This window comes from Massilia sp. UBA6681, from assembly GCF_002454935.1.
GTDB lineage: Bacteria > Pseudomonadota > Gammaproteobacteria > Burkholderiales > Burkholderiaceae_D > Telluria > Telluria varians.
Genome location: NZ_DKJX01000056.1, coordinates 1 through 15,732 on the forward strand (window position 1 = coordinate 1; position 15,732 = coordinate 15,732).

Below are 15,732 nucleotides of genomic sequence, written 5' to 3' on the forward strand. Positions count from 1 at the left end.
CTTAACTGAACGGCATTAGGGCTCTGCCCGGTTTTTTTTCGTCCCTGCTTTGTCCGGGCGTTTTGTGCCGATTCTCCATGCTATGTGCGCGCGCGAACATCAGCGCCGCCGCGCCAGGCCGATAATTTCTGCCATTCAAACGCAGGCGGAGGCGGCATGACAGAGGTACGCAAGGGACAGGCACCGGCCAAGCTGGGGCGCAACGAATTCCACCTGCGCTTCCGCCAGGCCTTCTTCGATCCCGCCTACGACAAGCTGGCGCAGGAACTGGACGCCATCGAACAGGTGGCCTGGGAAGCCTATGACGAAGGCCGCAAGGCGCCGCGCACCGTGAAAGCCGGGCCCGGCTTCGCCGACCCGGGCTATGATCTCTCGGTGGAGTGGAAAGAGGCCCACGATCGCCTGCAGGCGGCCGAGCGGCACCAGAAGGACCCGTCCGCGCGCAACCGCATCCTCCTGATCAACGGCTCGGCCCGCAACGACGGCACCTGCCCCGGCGAGGTGTCCAAGAGCTGGCGCCTGACCATGCTGGCGCGCGAAGTCCTGCTGGCCGAGGGTTTCGAGGCCGACGTGCTGGACCTGAGCCTGCTCAATTCCGACTACGACCGCCACATCCATCCCTGCAAGGGTTGCGTCTCGACCGCCATGCCGCTGTGCCACTGGCCCTGCAGCTGCTACCCGAACCACGCCGAGCGCCAGGTGGGCGACTGGATGAACGAGATCTACGAGCGCTGGGTGCTGGCGCACGGCGTCATCATCGTCACCCCGGTCTACTGGTACCAGGCGCCCGCCGTGCTCAAGCTGATGATCGACCGCCTGGTGTGCGCCGACGGCGGCAATCCCGACCCCTCCTCCACCCACGGCAAGAAGGCCGAGCAGGCCAAGGAACTCGAGCTGAAGGGCTGGGACTATCCCAAGCACCTGGCCGGGCGCGCCTACGGGCTGGTGGTGCACGGCGACGTCGCCGGCATCGAAGGCACGCGCCGTTCGCTGGCCGACTGGTTCGCCTGGATGGACTTCGTCGATGCCGGCAGCTTCGCCCAGCTCGACCGCTACATCGGCTACTACGAATCCTATGCCGAGAGTCACGCGACGCTCGACCGCGATTGGGCAGTGCAGGAAGAGGTGCGCAACGTGGCGCGTGCGGTGATGGAGGCGGTGCGCGAGATCCGCGCGGGCCGGGTCGCGGTCTCCCAACATCGACTCAGGGACCCGCGCTCCAAGTAGCGGCTAGAATGCGGGGATGAACGTACTCGCAGAATTCATGCATTCGGCCGCCGGCGGCGGCAAGCTTCCCCTGTACCAGCAGCTGCAGCAGGCGCTGCGCCGCGCCATCGACGAAGGCGCCTGGGGCTCGGCCTCGGCCATCCCGGCGGAGCGCCAGCTGGCCCAGGAACTCGGCATCTCGCGCATCACGGTGCGCAAGGCGATCGACGCCCTGGTCGAGGAAGGCCTGCTGGTGCGCCGGGCCGGCGCGGGCAACTTCATCAACACGCGCATCGAGAAGAACTTCGCCAAGCTCAGTTCCTTTTCCGAGGACATGCGGGCGCGCGGGCGGGTGCCGCGCAACGAGTGGATCAAGCGTTCCGAAGGCCTGGTGACGCCCGAGGAGGCGCTGCGCCTGCGGCTCTCGCCGGGCGCGCCGGTCTACCGCTTCCATCGCATCCGCTATGCCGACGAGCTGCCGATGTGCCTCGAGTACGCGACCATCGCCGCTTTTGCCCTGCCCTCGCTCGATGCGGTGGGCGATTCGATGTACGAGGCCCTGCAGGCCGCCGGCCACCGGCCGGTGCGCGCCCTGCAGCGTCTGTCGGCGCTGCTGCTGAACGCGGAACAGGCGCGCCAGCTCGGGACGCGCGAAGGCGACGCCGGGCTGTGCGTGGAGCGGCTGGGGTTTGCCCGCGATGGACGGGCGGTGGAATTCTGCAGGTCCTACTTCAGGGGCGACATGTACGACTTCGTGGCGGAGCTGAACGCCACGTAAATGGCCGGCAAGGCCGGCCATTTACCTCAGATCGCGGTGAAGCCGCCGTCCACCACCAGCTCGTGGCCGTTGACGTAGGAGGCCTGCTCCGAGGCCAGCCACATGGCCGCATTCGCGATCTCGGCGGTCTCGGCGAAGCGCTTCATCGGATGCGCCGACTTGAGCTTCTTCTCGCTGGACGGATCGCGTTCGACCGCGCGCGCCAGCATCGGCGTCTTGACCGCGCCAGGGCACAGCGCGTTGATGCGGATGCCTTCGCGCGCGTACTCGGCCGACGCGCTCTTGGTCAGGCCGACCACGGCGTGCTTGCTGGCGGCGTAGATCGCGCGGTTCGGCGCGCCCACCATGCCCGACACGCAGGACACGTTGACGATCGCCCCGCTGCCCTGGCTGAGCATCTGGCGCAGCTGGTACTTCATGCACAGCCACACGCCCTTGACGTTGGCGCCAATGATGCGGTCGAACTGCTCCTCGTTGCCCTCGGCCAGCGTTGCGCACTCTTCGTCGACGGCGGCGTTGTTGATGGCGATGTCCAGGCGGCCGTAGTAGTTGATGGCCTTCTCGACCAGCGCCTCGACCTCGCTCGCCCTGGTGACGTCGCTGCGCACGAACAGCGCCTTGCCGCCGTTTTCCACGATCATCGCGGCGGTCGCGTGGCCGCCGTCGACGGCGGTGTCGGCGACGACGACCTGCGCGCCGGCGCGGCCGAAGGCCAGTGCGATCGCGCGGCCAATGCCGCTGGCCGCGCCCGTGACCAGCGCCACCTTGCCGGCGAACGACAGTTCCGGCGGCACTTGCGCTTTTGATATCCCTTTCATGATGCTCCTGATGCTGTGCAAATAATGCTTCCTAAGGGCAACATTTTAACGCAGCAATAGGGTCCTTGTCATAATTGAGAGTGCGCTTGTTGCTTTCTAGGGTGCCTTATTTCCCTTGTCGCCCGCCTTGCTCTGGTCGCCCGCCATCACCACCGACAGCTTCGCCGGGTCGATCGCCTTGCGGAAGGCCGCGTTCAGCTGCGGCAGCGTGACCGCCATCAGCTTGGCCTCGAACTGGGCCGACCAGTCGTAGGTGCGGCCGCGGTACAGGTAGGAAGTCCAGCCCGAGGCCAGCGCGGCATCGTTGGTCCGGTTCTGGATGCGCTGCTGCATCAGGCCCGACTTGGCGTCGGCCAGTTCTTCGGCCGTGAAGCCGCCTTTTACGGCACGCGCCAGTTCGTCGCGCACCGCGCTATCGAGCTTGCGCAGGTTCTGCGGGGCGGCGATGGCGCTGATCGAGAAGCTGCCCGCACGGTCGAGGTCCCCTGGCGACAGGTCCGAGCCGCCGCCGTAGGACAGCCCTTCCTTCTGGCGGATGCGGTCCATCAGGCGCGATTTCAGCCCGCCCTCGCCGAACACGTAATTGGCCAGCATCAGGGCCGGGTAGTCCGCATCCTCGAGGTTCAGGTCGAGGTTCATGCGCGCCAGGTAGAAGCCGTTTTCCTTGTCCGGCGTATCCAGCGTCTTGCTGATCGGCGCCACCTCGGCATGCTTGCGCAGCACCGGCGCCACGTTGGCCGGCGCTTTCCAATTGCCGAACAGCTTGTCGACCAGGGGCACGATCTCCTTCTGGTCGAAGTCGCCGACGATCGCCATCTGGGCCGGATTGGTGTTGTAGTAGTCGCGGTGGAAAGCCTGGATGTCCTCCAGGCGCGCCGCCTTGACGTCCTCCAGGTCTTCCTCGAGCGTGTTGGCGTGGCGGATGTCGCCGCGCGGGTACTGGTCGAAGTGGGTGGACAGCGCGCGCGAAGCCACGCTCTGCGGTTCGGCGCGGCTGGCTTCCAGGCCGACCAGGATCTGCTTGCGCAGCTGCTCGAATTCGGCTGCCGGGACGGCCGGCTCGCGCAGCACGTGGGCGGCCAGTTTCAAGGCTTCGGGCAGGTGTTCGCGGGTGGTCTGGAAGCTGGTCGGGCCGCCGGTCATCTTGAGCTTGTCGAAGGCGTCGGCCAGCTGGGCGCGGGTGTATTGGCTGGTGCCGCGCATCAGCATCGCGGACGAGAGCGCCGACACCATGCCCTTGCCGAACAGGTTCTTCTCGTCGCCCATGTGCTGGTACAGGTGCACGGTGACGGTCTCGCCGCGGTTCTTCTTCGGCAGCAGCGCCAGCTTCACGCCCCCCAGCGTCGTGAGCGTGGTGCGCTTCATGATGTTGGCCTGGCTCGGGTCGAAGTCTTCGGACACCAGGCTGGAGTCGGACGGCTTGTAGTCCTTCATGACCGTTTCCACGCTCGGCGCCGCCGGAATGACCGCCCGCACCGGCGTGTCCTCGGGTATGAAGGTGCCGGTCACGCGGTTGCTGCGCACGAAGTAGCGGCCGGCGCTGGCCGCCACCTGCTCCGCCTTGACTTCCTTGATGCGTTCGCGGCCCAGGAAATACAGGCGCCAGTCGCCCAGCGCGATGGCCTCGGACAGCGCCACGCCGAAGGCCTGGGCGTCGTTGACGCTGCGTTCGATCGTGTTGAGCCAGGAGCGGCGCACGCGCTCCATCTCTTCCTCCGTCGGCGGACGCTTGGCGAAGCCTTCGACGGCCTCAAGGAGCGCCTCGCGCACCGGCTCGATCGGCTCGCCCTTCTTCACCACCGCGCCGTAGAACTGCAGGCCCGGGGCGTAGCCGGTCTGGCCGAAGCTGAACACCTGGCTGGCCTTGCCGGTTTCCACCAGGAGCTTGTGCAGGCGGCCGTTCGGCGCGTCGCCCAGGATCTCGGAGGCGAAGCCGAGGGCTTCCGACTCCTGCTGCAGGTCGGACGGGATCTTGTAGCCGACCGCGACGATCTGCATGTCGCCCTGGCGCCGCACGGCGAAGCTGCGTTCGCCGTCCTGGGTCGGCTCGACGGTCCAGAACTGCGGCAGCGCGCGCTTCGGCTTCGGGATCGCGCCGAACAGGCGGTTGATCTGGGCCAGGGTCGCGTTCGGCTCGAACTTGCCGGCCACCAGCAGCACCGCGTTGTCGGGCTGGTAATAGGTGCGGTAGAAGGCCTGCAGGTTGGCGATCTTGACGTTCTCGATGTCGCTGCGGTTGCCGATGGTCGAGCGGCCGTAGCTGTGCCAGTCGTAGGCCACGCTCTGCATGCGCTTGAACAGCACCTGGCTAGGGGAATTCTCGCCGCTTTCGAACTCGTTGCGCACGACCGTCATCTCGGAGGCCAGGTCTTTCTGCGCCACCGGCGAGTTGACCATGCGGTCGGCCTCCATCTGCAGCGCCCAGTCCAGGTTCTCGGGCGAGGCCTGGAAGACTTCATAGTAGTTGGTACGGTCGAGCGAGGTGGTGCCGTTGAAGTCCATGCCGCGCCGCGCGAACTGGCCGGTGATGTCGGGGTTCTTCTTGGTGCCCTTGAACAGCAGGTGCTCGAGCAGGTGGGCCATGCCGGTCTCGCCGTAGTTCTCGTGGCGCGAGCCGACCAGGTAGGTGACGTTGACGGTCACGGTCGGGCGCGAATTATCGGGAAACAACAGCACCTTCAGGCCGTTGGCCAGGCGGTATTCGGTGATGCCCTCGGCGGAAGGGCCGAGGGTGACGCCCTTGGGCAGGGGCGCACTCTTCTGCTGCGGCGCTGTGCGCTGCTGCGCAGTATCCTGCGCCGGCGCGCTCCAGGCGGCGCCGGCCATGAAAAAGCACAGGCTGCCGCTGAGCACCTGCGCGGCGAGGCCGCGCTTGCAAGTCAATCCGTCCATGGTGTCCTGTCATGTTGGCAGGACAATCCGTCCTGCATGTTCGTGAACAATGCAGGATGGTAACAGACGGAATCCCTACTGGCGGGCCCTGCGCTCGTGCGCTTGTTGATATGGGCTAATACGGCTCAATTCGCCCATCTCTTCGGCCAGGAATTCGAGCAGGTCGTCGGCGCTGACGATGCCGGCCAGGCTGCCATTGGCGTCGATGACAGGCACGCGGCGGATGCCGCGCAGGCGCATGCGTTCGATGGTCTCGTAGACGTCGTCGGTGTCGCGCGCGGTGAGCAGGTCGTCGGTCATGATGTCGCCCACCTGCAGGCTGGCCGGGTCGAGCCCGGGAGCGATCACGGAAATGACGATGTCGCGGTCGGTCACGATCCCGACCGGGACGCGGGCGCCGTCGAACTGGTCGACGACGATCACGTCGCCCACGTGCAGGCGGCGCATCGTGATGGCCGCGCCCTGCACGGTTTCGTCACGGGTGCAGTGGGCGGCTTCGCTGGTGCAGATGTCGCGGATGTGCATGGCGGTGTCCCCCAATGAAAAATGGCGCTATGACTTTTATCATAGCGCCAGTTCTCGAATCTGGAAGGTGAAACCGGCAAGTGTCAGGCGGCCGGCTTCTTCTCGTCCGGGGCCGGCACGAAACATGCGTCCGCCACCTGCAGGTCGTTGTCCTTGGCAAAATTCAGCAGGAAGTGATAGGCCAGGGGTTCGATCTTCTGCAGTTCGCGGCTGACCACCACGGCCTTCACGCCGTTGACGACGGTCGGGTGGACCCAGGGCGAGAACTGGAGGTGGGAATCGCGGCCGGCGGCGCCGGGAGCGAAGCAGGACATGACGCCGCACAGGCGCTCGGCCCAGTCGCTGGGGCGGAACTGCCTGCCTTTGCTCGTAATGCCCAGGATGAAAAACTCGTCCTTCAGTTTTTCATCCGTGGTGTGCGGTAACTCGGCCATAGTGCTGCTTGCTGATACAAGAATACTGCGTGGATGAGAACAACCTCAGCTCAGTATTATATCTTATAGAAGACTCAAGGACGAGACCCGATACACGCTGATACACGATAAGGCTCAGCCGAGCCACACCACGCTCGACAGCAGGAGTAGCAGGATCATCCACAGGATCAGCGCCCGCCACACCAGCCCGACCGTGCTCTGCAGCGCGCGCAGGTTCGGTTCCTCGCCCGGCAGCACCTCGGTATCGCTGTCGCTCAGGTCGACCGTGGCGGCATCCGCCGGCAGCAGCTGCGGGGCATTTTCGTTCGGCGTCCCCAGCCGTACGCCCATCGCGCCGCCGCCCGCGGCCAGGATGATGCCCTTCGATTCGTCGGCCCAGCGGCGCGCGAAATTGCGCCAGGCATAGATCGCGTCCTCGAAGTTGCCGACCACCGCAAAGGCCACCGCCGTCAGGCGCACCGGGATCCAGTCGATCCAATAAAACGCCTTGGCGGCGAACAGGCCGAAGGCCTCGTTGCGCATGTGGTCGGGTTCGTTCCAGGCGCGCGCCAGGTATTCGGACACGCGGTACATCACCGCCCCGGCCGGTCCGAGCGGCATCAGGAACCAGAAGAATACGCCGAATACGTTGCGGTGGGTGGTGATCAGGGATTTTTCGACGGCGACCCGGGCGATCTCGGTGGCGTCCATGCCGACGGTATCCAGGCGGGTCCACTCGGCCAGCAGCTGGCGCGCCCCGGCTTCGTCGCCCTGGTTCAGGGCCAGCTGGATCGAGGTGAAATAATGGCTGTAGTGGCGGAAACCCAGGGTCAGGTAGACGATCAGGACGTTCCAGGCAAAGGCCAGCAGCACCAGGTTGTAGTGCATGAAGACCCAGTAGATGAGCCAGGTCGGCAGCATCAGCGCCAGCATCATCAGGATCCAGCCCATGCGGCCATTCTTCTGCTCGCCCGCATTGAACCAGCCCTCGATGCGCATCGCGAACGCCTTGATGCCACCGTAGACCTGGTTATCGGCCCGCAGCGGCTTCAGCTGTTCGATGATCAGCGCGACGAGGATGGAGAAAAATGTCATTCAGGAATCCTTTTTTGTTCTGGCAATACCATGCTGCCCGCTACGATAGCGGAGAAGCCGTCCGGAATCAAATCAGCGAGTGGAGGATTCTTTCAGGTAAGTCGAACCAGTCAGGCGCGCAGGAAGTGATACAGGTTGCGCAGCATGGCGGCCGTCGCGCCCCAGATGAAGTAATCCTTGTAGGGCATGGCATAGAAGCGCCGCTTGCCGCTGCCGTCCGGCAGGGCCACCGAACGGCGTTGATGGTGGGCGCCGGACATCAGGAAGGCGAGCGGCACCTCGAAGATCTCGGCCACTTCGCCCGGGTCGGCGCGCAGCGCGAACGGCGGCTGCACCATGGCGACGACCGGGGTCACGCGGTAGGCGCTGATGGTGACGTGTTCGGGCAGCACGCCGATGATCTCGACGTGGCGGCGGTGCAGGCCGATCTCCTCCTCGGCCTCGCGCAGGGCGGTCTCGATCGGCGAGGAATCCAGCTCTTCGGCACGGCCGCCCGGAAAGCTGATCTGCCCGGCGTGGCTGGACAGGTGGTCGGTACGGCGGGTCAAGAGCACCGTAAGGCCTTCCGGCCGCTCCACCAGCGGCACCAGCACGGCGGCGCGGCGCAGGCGCAGGGCAGGCGCGGCCAGCGACTCGTCGGAGGTTTCGGGCTCCCACGACAAGGTGCGGGCGAAGCGCGCGCGCACGGCCGCCGGATCCAGCAGTTCCGGGGCGAGCGGCGCTTCGCCGGCCAGGCCCTCGACCGGCATCAGGGTGGGATCGAACACGGGCTTATGCAAATCGCATTTCCTTCGGCGGAAAAGAAAAAGGCATCCTTGCGGATGCCTTTTTCAGTGCACAGACGCTATTACTCAGCAGCAGCAACGGTAGCTGCTTTGCGCTGCGGCAGCTTTTCCTTGATACGTGCCGATTTGCCCGAACGCTCACGCAGGTAGTACAGCTTGGCGCGACGGACGTCACCGCGGCGCTTCACTTCGATCGAAGCGATCAGCGGCGAGTACAGCTGGAAGGTACGCTCGACGCCTTCGCCCGACGAGATCTTGCGAACGATGAAGTTCGAGTTTAGGCCGCGGTTACGACGCGAGATGACGACGCCTTCGTATGCCTGGGCGCGCTTGCGGTTGCCTTCGACGACGTTGACGCTGACGACCACGGTGTCGCCCGGTGCGAAATCAGGGATCTTGCGGCCGAGGCGCGCAATTTCTTCTTGCTCGAGTTGTTGGATCAGATCCATTTTTATTACTCCATAAACCATCTTGCTGGCGCTGTACGAGATGCCCAGTAGAGGATGGGGTTGAACATGCGGGCAACATGCCCGCCGTTACATGCACACAAGGTACATTCTTACTCGGCAGGCTTGTCCAGCTCTGCCAGAAACTTTTCGTCGGCCTTGCTCAGCTGGCCGCTGGCACGCGCACGCTCCAGCTGGTCCGGCCGCTTCCTGAAGGTGGCCTCCAGCATGCGCTGGCGGCGCCACTTCATAATCTCGGCGTGGTTACCGCCCATCAGCACCGGCGGCACCGGCTCGCCTTCGTAGACTTCCGGGCGCGTATAGTGCGGCGAATCGAGCAGGCCGTTGACGAAACTGTCTTCGACCGCCGAGGCTTCATCGCCCAGCACGCCGGGCAGCAGCCGCACCACCGCATCCATCAGCGTCATCGCCGGCAACTCGCCGCCCGACAGCACGAAGTCGCCGATCGAGATTTCCTCGTCGACGCAGCGGTCCAGCAAGCGCTGGTCCACCGCTTCGTAGCGGCCGCACAGCACGACCAGTCCCGGCTCGTTCTTCAAGGCCATCGCACGTTCGTGCGTCAGCGGCTTGCCCTGCGGCGACATGAACACCACGCGCGGCATGGGCAGGCCGAGCTCGACCTGGCGCTGTTTGGCGGCGCCGATCGCGGCTTCGAGGGGCTTGGCCAGCATCACCATCCCGGGGCCGCCGCCGTAAGGGCGGTCATCCACGGTGCGGTGGCGGTCCTGCGTGAAATCGCGCGGATTCCAGATCTGCAGGCCCCAGCGTCCCTGTTCGAAGGCGCGGCGGGTCACGCCCGACTGCGTCAACGCGGTAAACATTTCCGGAAACAAGCTCACGACATCAAACTGCATCGGGACCTCGCTTCACGTTTCCAGGGTCAATAATCCAGACCCCAGTCAAGGGTAATTTTTTTCGATTCGAGATCGACGGTTCGGACGAACTGGTCCACAAACGGCACCAGGCGCTCCGATACTTTCGCATCGGGGGCGCCGGCCTCGACGGGCGTGATCCTGAGGATCGACTGCGCGCCGTTGTGCATCATGTCAGTCACCTTGCCGAGGGCTTCGCCCTCCAGGTTGACCGCGTCCAGTCCGATCAGGTCGGACCAGTAGAATTCGTCTTCCTCGAGCTTCGGGAACTCGCTGCGCGCCACGAACACGCCCGCGCCCTTGAGCGCTTCGGCTTCGTTGCGGTCGCGCATGCCGACAAAGGTGGCGACCACGTCGCCGCCATGCATCTTCGCGGTCCGCACAGAGACGGAGCGCTGGGCCGGCTTGTCGAGCCACCAGGTCTTGACCTTCAGCAGCGCATCGGCGTCGACCGAGAACGGGGTGACGCGAAGTCCACCCACGATCCCGAATGCGCCGGACACATATCCAACCTGAACCAGGTCGTCGGGGACTTGCACCCCGGATGCTGCCGAATCGGTCAAGCCTTGACCTGCTTTACTTAGGCTGCAGGCTGCTGGTTGGCAACCAGGCGAGCAACGGTCGGCGACAGTTGTGCGCCAACGCCTTGCCAGTGAGCCAGACGGTCAGCAGCGATACGCAGGCCGACTTCAGCGCCCGAAGCCATCGGGTTGTAGAAACCGATGCGCTCGATGAAACGGCCATCGCGACGGTTGCGCGAATCGGTTGCAACGATGTTGTAGAACGGGCGCTTTTTTGCGCCGCCACGAGCCAAACGGATAACGACCATAATATTTCCAAAAAGTTGTATTGGACGGAGAAAGCCGACGATTATAGCGCGTAAGCCTAGATAGGGGCAAGCGGTTATAGCAACACGGCGGACACGCAACGTGAGGTTCGGCGAATTGAGCATTATCGCCGATTTTTGGCGACAAGGCCACTGCTGGCGGCCCTCCCTACTCCTCGCCCATCAAAACTCGCAACATACGGGCCGGATTGGCCAGGAAGTCGCGGGTGACTCGGTAGTGTTCCGTATCCTCGTAGGCGACCTGGCTGATGCCATGCTCGCCGAATGCGTAGATGGTGGCGTTCGGATAGGCCATCAGGATGGGCGAATGGGTGGCGATGACGAACTGGCAGCTCTGGCCGACCAGGTCGTGCAGGCGGCTCAGCAGCGCCAGCTGGCGCTGGGGCGACAGGGCGGCTTCGGGCTCGTCGAGCATGTAGAAGCTCTGTCCGCGGAAACGCTCCATGAACAGGCTCAGGAATGACTCGCCGTGCGATTGCGCATGCAGGGACTTGCCGCCGAACGAGTTGATGATCGGTGGGCCGCCAGGCCCTTCGTCGAGGCGCTCGATCTCGCTGCCGAGGTTGTAGAAGGTCTCGGCGCGCAGGAAGAAGCCGTCGCGCGGCTTTTCAAAGCCGCGCACGAAACGCAGGTGTTCGTGCAGGCTCGAATGCGACTCCCAGGTCGCGAAGCGGAAGTTGCGGCTGCCGCCTTCGGCATTGAAGCCCATGCCCACTGCGATCGCCTCCAGCAGGGTCGACTTGCCGGAACCGTTCTCGCCCACCAGGAAGGTGACGTTCGGGTGCAGGATCAGGCGCGCGAGGGAGCGGATCGCCGGCAGGGTGAAGGGAAACGCGGCGGGCTCGAGCGGCGCGGCGGGCTTGAGCTGGATTTCTGCCAAGTAGGAGCGCGTCTTGAGCATGGTCGGATGATGGGCTGGGTGCACGCAATGCGTGCCTTCCTTGCCATTTTGCACCATACTTCGGTTTTCCTGAACTTTTGGCAATGCTCATGGCTGTCCAGCACAAGAACAAGACCATCGCCGCCCTGCTCGCCCTGCTGCTGGGCGGCTTCGGCGTGCACCGCTTCTACCTGAAAGGCGGCGCCGACCGCCTCGGGCTGCTGCACCTGTGCAGCCTGCCGCTGACCGGCATCCTGTGGGGCGCGGTGAAGCCGCACCCATTCTACGTGCTGCTGCCGCTATTGCTGTCGTACATCGTGGGCTTCGTCGAGGGGCTCATCATCGGGCTGACGCCGGACGAGGCCTGGGATGCGCAGCACAACCAGGGCAGCGGCAAGCGCTCGCGCTCGAACTGGGTGCTGGCGCTGGTGCTGGTGCTGATGCTGGGAGTGGGAGCGATCGTGCTGATCGGGACCATTGCGCGGGTGTTCGACCTGCTGTACACCGGCGGCTCCTACGGCTGATCGCGGCTTGCTGGAACCCGGGGGAACAATGCCGGCAGCATCGTTCCCCCGGGCTCACATGCGGACTAGAGGCCCTCGTAGGGGCCGGCGGCGACCGACTAGTCGTGATCCTTGTCGTGGTCCTTGTCGTCGTCCTGGTCATGATCCTTGTCGTGATCATGATGCTTGCCGAGCTTCTTTGCTTCGTCGACCAGGTCGTGCTGCAGGTGGTCGAGCTTGCGGGCGAAGACGCCGAGGCGCTCCAGCGCGTCCTTCACGAAGGCCTTGTACTCGTAGAGCTCCTTCTTGTACTTGTAAGCCTTCTTCTTCCACTCCTCGCGCTCTTTCTTGTACTCGTCGCGTTCCTTGCGGTACTCGTCGCGCTCCTTCTTGTACTCGGCCCGCTCCTTCTTGCACTTGCAGTAATCGCGGTCCTTGTCGTCATCCTTGCCGTCATCCCTGTCCCGGTCGCGGTCGTGGCCGCAATCCTTGTCGTGGTCGTGATCGTGGTTGTCGCCGTATTTCTCGATACCCATGATGTTCTCCTCGTCGAGCCGCTGAGTGTGGGATGGGCCGCGCGGCTCATGCGCGGCTTAGGTACAAGTTAGTTCCGTAAGGATGAGTCCGCTTTTAGCCAAACTAAATATCGCCAGACATGTTTTTATGCAAATTTCCTTTGCACATAATGTCTTTAGCGCAAAGCTTATTTGCCGAAATAAATTGAAACGATGTAAGCGTCAGCAGGGCAATAAAAAAAGCGGCCCGCAGGCCGCTGCAAAGACGGTGTTGGCACACCGCCAGCACTTCCACTGCGCTCACAAGCCTGCTGGCCAGCGATACTTCGGCAGCACACGCGGCGCGGTGCCGCTGATGACGACGATCTCCCGGCCTCCCACCAGCTCGATCTGGGCCGGATCGCCCGCGTACGGCGTAAGTCTTTCGTTCTCGATCAGGTAGAAGCGGACCGGCCCCGCCAGCCCGGCCGTGCCCGCGGCCGCCAGGGGCTGGCGCCACAGCGCGAAGAACTGCCCCAGCGTGAAGCGTTTCGCGACATCGGTCTCGATGTGCAGCACGCCGGTCACGTCGTGGGTGTGCAGCTCGTAGGTACAGCCATTGCTGCGGCCGACATTGTCGGGCAGGCCCTGGCGCACGCCATCCTTGTAGACCGAGAGCAGGGAATGCACGTGGTAGCGGATCGTGCCCAGGCAGCCGACGCCGCCCACCGGGTCGCGCGTGGGCGGTGCGGTCCAGGCCGGCCAGCCGCGCGGGCTGTTGATGGTGCCGGCGACGAGCTCGGTATAGGTGTCGGCCAGCACGATCTCGGGCGCTGGTGGGTTCGGCTGTGGCGGCGGCGGCTCGGGCGGCGCCGGCGGCGTCGGTCCCTGCGGCGGACTGGGCACGACCGGCGGCGGATCGGCCGCCGTGGCGCCATCGCCGTCGGAATCGTTGCCGCCGCCACAGGCGGCCAGCAGCAACATTGATGAAACCGCCAGGGCTGTGCAAGGGTACGTGCTTCGTCGCGTTGACAGCATATCGGCTCCCGTAGTGATGATAGGTAGAGCCAGCTTACGAACGCGGCCGTCACGCTTCGTTTCCGATATCAAACTCAGCGGGCGGGCAACAAAGAACAGCGGGGTCAGGTCTGACATTCGAACATCGGGGTCAGGCCTGACATTCAGACACGAACTCAAGCATGTGTTTATCGTACTGCTCAGCCCGTGTCCGAATGTCAGACCTGACCCCCGCAGAAACAATAAAAAAAGCGGCCCGCAGGCCGCTCCGTGTCGATGCTCCAGACGATCAGAACTGATCGACCTCCAGTGCCAGCACGCCCGGCGCGCCTTCGACGATGGCGGTGCGCAGGCCCGGGGCGCTCGAGAGCACGTGGTCGGCGAAGAAGCGCGCGGTGGCGATCTTGGCGCGCAGGAAGGACGCATCGCCCTCGCCCGCCGCCAGCTTCTTCTGGGCGACCAGTGCGGCGCGCGCCATCTGCCAGCCGCCCAGCACGATGCCGGCCAGCTTCAGGTACAGCACGCTGCCGGCGAACACCGCGCGCACGTCCGATTTGGCGTTGGCCACGACGAAGTCGACCACCTGCTCCAGCGCGGTGACACCTTCCGCCAGCCGGCGGCGGATCGCAGCAAATTCCTCGCCCTGGACTTCACCCAGCTGCGCCTCGACCGCGCGCACCTGCTCGATCAGCGACTTCGCCACGGCGCCGCCGTCGCGCACGGTCTTGCGGCCCACCAGGTCGTTGGCCTGGATCGCGGTGGTGCCTTCATAGATGGTGAGGATCTTGGCGTCGCGGTAGTGCTGGGCCGCGCCGGTCTCTTCGATGAAGCCCATGCCGCCATGCACCTGCACGCCGTCGCGCGCCACGTTCTCGCTCATCTCGGTCGACCAGCCCTTGATGATCGGGACCAGGTATTCGTAGACCGACAGGTTCGCCTTGCGGGTCGCTCCGTCAGGGTGGTTGTGCGCGATGTCGGACAAGGCGGCGCCGACGTAGGCCAGCGCACGCGCGGCCTCGGTCTGGGAACGCATCGACATCAGCATGCGGCGCACGTCCGGGTGGTTGATGATGGCCACCGGGCCCGGCGAGCCGGCCACTTCGCGCGACTGGACCCGGTCCTTGGCGAACGCGACGGCCTGCTGGTAGGCGCGTTCGGCCAGGCCGACGCCCTGCATGCCGACGCCGAAGCGGGCCGCGTTCATCATGATGAACATGTACTCGAGGCCGCGGTTCTCTTCACCCACCAGGGTGCCGATGGCGCCGCCGTGGTCGCCGAACTGCAGCACCGCGGTCGGCGAGGCCTTGATGCCCAGCTTGTGTTCGATCGAGACGCAGTGCGCGTCATTGCGCTCGCCCAGCGAGCCATCAAGGTTCACCAGGAACTTCGGCACGATGAACAGCGAGATGCCCTTCACGCCGCTTGGCGCGTCCGGAGTGCGCGCCAGCACGAGGTGGATGATGTTCTCCGCCATGTCGTGCTCGCCGTAGGTGATGAAGATCTTGGTGCCGAAGATCTTGTAGGTGCCGTCGCCCTGCGGCTCGGCGCGGGTGCGCACGGCGGCCAGGTCCGAACCGGCCTGCGGCTCGGTGAGGTTCATGGTGCCGGTCCACTTGCCGCTGATGAGCGGCTCCAGGAACAGCTTCTTCTGCTCGTCGGACCCTGCGGTGAGCAGCGCCTCGATGGCGCCGTCGGTCAGCAGCGGCGCCAGCGCGAAGGACAGGTTGGCGGCGTGCAGCATCTCCATGCACGGCGTCGCGACCAGCTTCGGCAGACCCTGGCCGCCGAATTCGCTCGGATGCTGGATGCCCTGCCAGCCGCCTTCGGCGAAGGCGCGGAAGGCGTCGCGGAAGCCCTTCGAGGTGGTGACCGACCCATCCTTCCAGAAGCTCGGCTCCTTGTCCCCTGGATGGTTCAGCGGCGCGATGACTTCGCCGCAGAACTTCGCGCTTTCTTCGAGCACGGCATCCACGGTGTCCGGGGTCGCGTCCTCGCAGCCAGGCAGCTGGTTGATCTCGGCCAGATTCGCCAGTTCGTTCACCACGAACTGCATGTCTTTCAGCGGGGCTTGATAGCTCACCTTTGTCTCCTGATATGAAAACGTCGTTCCGGCGCAGCTTGTGACTGCACGGGAACGACG

General features: G+C 64.9%; 18 protein-coding genes. 3 read left to right on the top strand and 15 right to left on the bottom strand.

The features are described 5' to 3' along the window. Positions 1 to 156 precede the first annotated feature (156 nt). Both B2R83_RS09130 and B2R83_RS09135 read left to right on the top strand, forming a co-directional pair. Positions 157 to 1,227, top strand: a complete 1,071-nt coding sequence (locus B2R83_RS09130; RefSeq protein WP_292040323.1) for a flavodoxin family protein — start codon at positions 157 to 159, stop codon at positions 1,225 to 1,227. A gap of 16 nt (positions 1,228 to 1,243) precedes the next feature. After that, entirely contained in the window at positions 1,244 to 1,984 is a 741-nt protein-coding gene (locus B2R83_RS09135) for a GntR family transcriptional regulator (RefSeq protein WP_292040326.1), read from the top strand. A 26-nt stretch (positions 1,985 to 2,010) separates the two neighbouring features. Here the strand turns inward: B2R83_RS09135 and B2R83_RS09140 are convergent, their stop codons facing one another. The 11 genes from B2R83_RS09140 to B2R83_RS09190 all read right to left on the bottom strand — a co-directional run bounded on the left by B2R83_RS09140 (position 2,011) and on the right by B2R83_RS09190 (position 11,599). Further along, positions 2,011 to 2,802, bottom strand: a complete 792-nt coding sequence (locus tag B2R83_RS09140) for an SDR family oxidoreductase (protein ID WP_292040328.1) — start codon at positions 2,800 to 2,802, stop codon at positions 2,011 to 2,013. Positions 2,803 to 2,898: 96 nt separating this feature from the next. Beyond that, entirely contained in the window at positions 2,899 to 5,694 is a 2,796-nt protein-coding gene (locus B2R83_RS09145) for a M16 family metallopeptidase (protein WP_292040330.1), read from the bottom strand. A 75-nt stretch (positions 5,695 to 5,769) separates the two neighbouring features. Beyond that, a complete protein-coding gene (locus tag B2R83_RS09150; RefSeq protein WP_292040332.1) occupies positions 5,770 to 6,219 on the bottom strand; it encodes a CBS domain-containing protein in 450 nt (149 codons plus the stop codon). A gap of 83 nt (positions 6,220 to 6,302) precedes the next feature. Further along, entirely contained in the window at positions 6,303 to 6,653 is a 351-nt protein-coding gene (locus B2R83_RS09155) for a DUF3579 domain-containing protein (RefSeq protein ID WP_209588149.1), read from the bottom strand. 114 nt (positions 6,654 to 6,767) lie between these two features. Continuing rightward, the gene (locus B2R83_RS09160) at positions 6,768 to 7,727 is read right to left on the bottom strand and encodes a CobD/CbiB family protein (protein ID WP_036216010.1); all 960 of its coding nucleotides are present in this window, start codon (positions 7,725 to 7,727) and stop codon (positions 6,768 to 6,770) included. A 110-nt stretch (positions 7,728 to 7,837) separates the two neighbouring features. Then, entirely contained in the window at positions 7,838 to 8,506 is a 669-nt protein-coding gene (locus B2R83_RS09165; RefSeq protein WP_292040336.1) for a CoA pyrophosphatase, read from the bottom strand. Positions 8,507 to 8,574: 68 nt separating this feature from the next. Further along, positions 8,575 to 8,961 (bottom strand): 50S ribosomal protein L19, encoded by a 387-nt coding sequence (rplS, locus tag B2R83_RS09170; RefSeq protein ID WP_027864878.1) that lies wholly within the window; start codon positions 8,959 to 8,961, stop codon positions 8,575 to 8,577. Between the two features lie 110 nt (positions 8,962 to 9,071). Next, complete coding sequence (gene trmD / locus B2R83_RS09175) at positions 9,072 to 9,833, bottom strand: tRNA (guanosine(37)-N1)-methyltransferase TrmD (protein ID WP_292040339.1); 762 nt, start codon at positions 9,831 to 9,833, stop codon at positions 9,072 to 9,074. A gap of 26 nt (positions 9,834 to 9,859) precedes the next feature. After that, positions 9,860 to 10,414, bottom strand: coding sequence for a ribosome maturation factor RimM (rimM, locus tag B2R83_RS09180; RefSeq protein ID WP_292040343.1), 555 nt, complete (start codon positions 10,412 to 10,414; stop codon positions 9,860 to 9,862). A 17-nt stretch (positions 10,415 to 10,431) separates the two neighbouring features. Next, positions 10,432 to 10,680 carry a 30S ribosomal protein S16 gene (gene rpsP / locus B2R83_RS09185; RefSeq protein WP_036216003.1) on the bottom strand — a complete coding sequence of 83 codons (249 nt, stop codon included), beginning with the start codon at positions 10,678 to 10,680 and terminating at the stop codon, positions 10,432 to 10,434. Positions 10,681 to 10,846: 166 nt separating this feature from the next. Further along, positions 10,847 to 11,599 carry an AAA family ATPase gene (locus B2R83_RS09190; protein ID WP_292040476.1) on the bottom strand — a complete coding sequence of 251 codons (753 nt, stop codon included), beginning with the start codon at positions 11,597 to 11,599 and terminating at the stop codon, positions 10,847 to 10,849. 89 nt (positions 11,600 to 11,688) lie between these two features. On the opposite strand from B2R83_RS09190, the gene B2R83_RS09195 reads away from it, so the two are divergent. Beyond that, a complete protein-coding gene (locus tag B2R83_RS09195; protein ID WP_292040345.1) occupies positions 11,689 to 12,102 on the top strand; it encodes an NINE protein in 414 nt (137 codons plus the stop codon). A gap of 98 nt (positions 12,103 to 12,200) precedes the next feature. Here the strand turns inward: B2R83_RS09195 and B2R83_RS09200 are convergent, their stop codons facing one another. From B2R83_RS09200 to B2R83_RS09215, 4 genes are all read right to left on the bottom strand, one after another. Further along, positions 12,201 to 12,617, bottom strand: coding sequence for a hypothetical protein (locus tag B2R83_RS09200; RefSeq protein ID WP_292040347.1), 417 nt, complete (start codon positions 12,615 to 12,617; stop codon positions 12,201 to 12,203). A 103-nt stretch (positions 12,618 to 12,720) separates the two neighbouring features. After that, a complete protein-coding gene (locus B2R83_RS09205) occupies positions 12,721 to 12,900 on the bottom strand; it encodes a hypothetical protein (RefSeq protein ID WP_292040348.1) in 180 nt (59 codons plus the stop codon). Further along, on the bottom strand, positions 12,897 to 13,559 hold the full coding sequence (locus B2R83_RS09210; RefSeq protein ID WP_292040350.1) for a hypothetical protein: 663 nt from the start codon (positions 13,557 to 13,559) through the stop codon (positions 12,897 to 12,899). The genes B2R83_RS09205 and B2R83_RS09210 overlap by 4 nt, the downstream gene beginning before the upstream one ends. Positions 13,560 to 13,881: 322 nt before the next feature. Beyond that, positions 13,882 to 15,672: an acyl-CoA dehydrogenase gene (locus tag B2R83_RS09215; RefSeq protein WP_292040352.1), complete on the bottom strand. Its 1,791-nt coding sequence runs from the start codon at positions 15,670 to 15,672 to the stop codon at positions 13,882 to 13,884. Between the last annotated feature and the right edge of the window lie 60 nt (positions 15,673 to 15,732).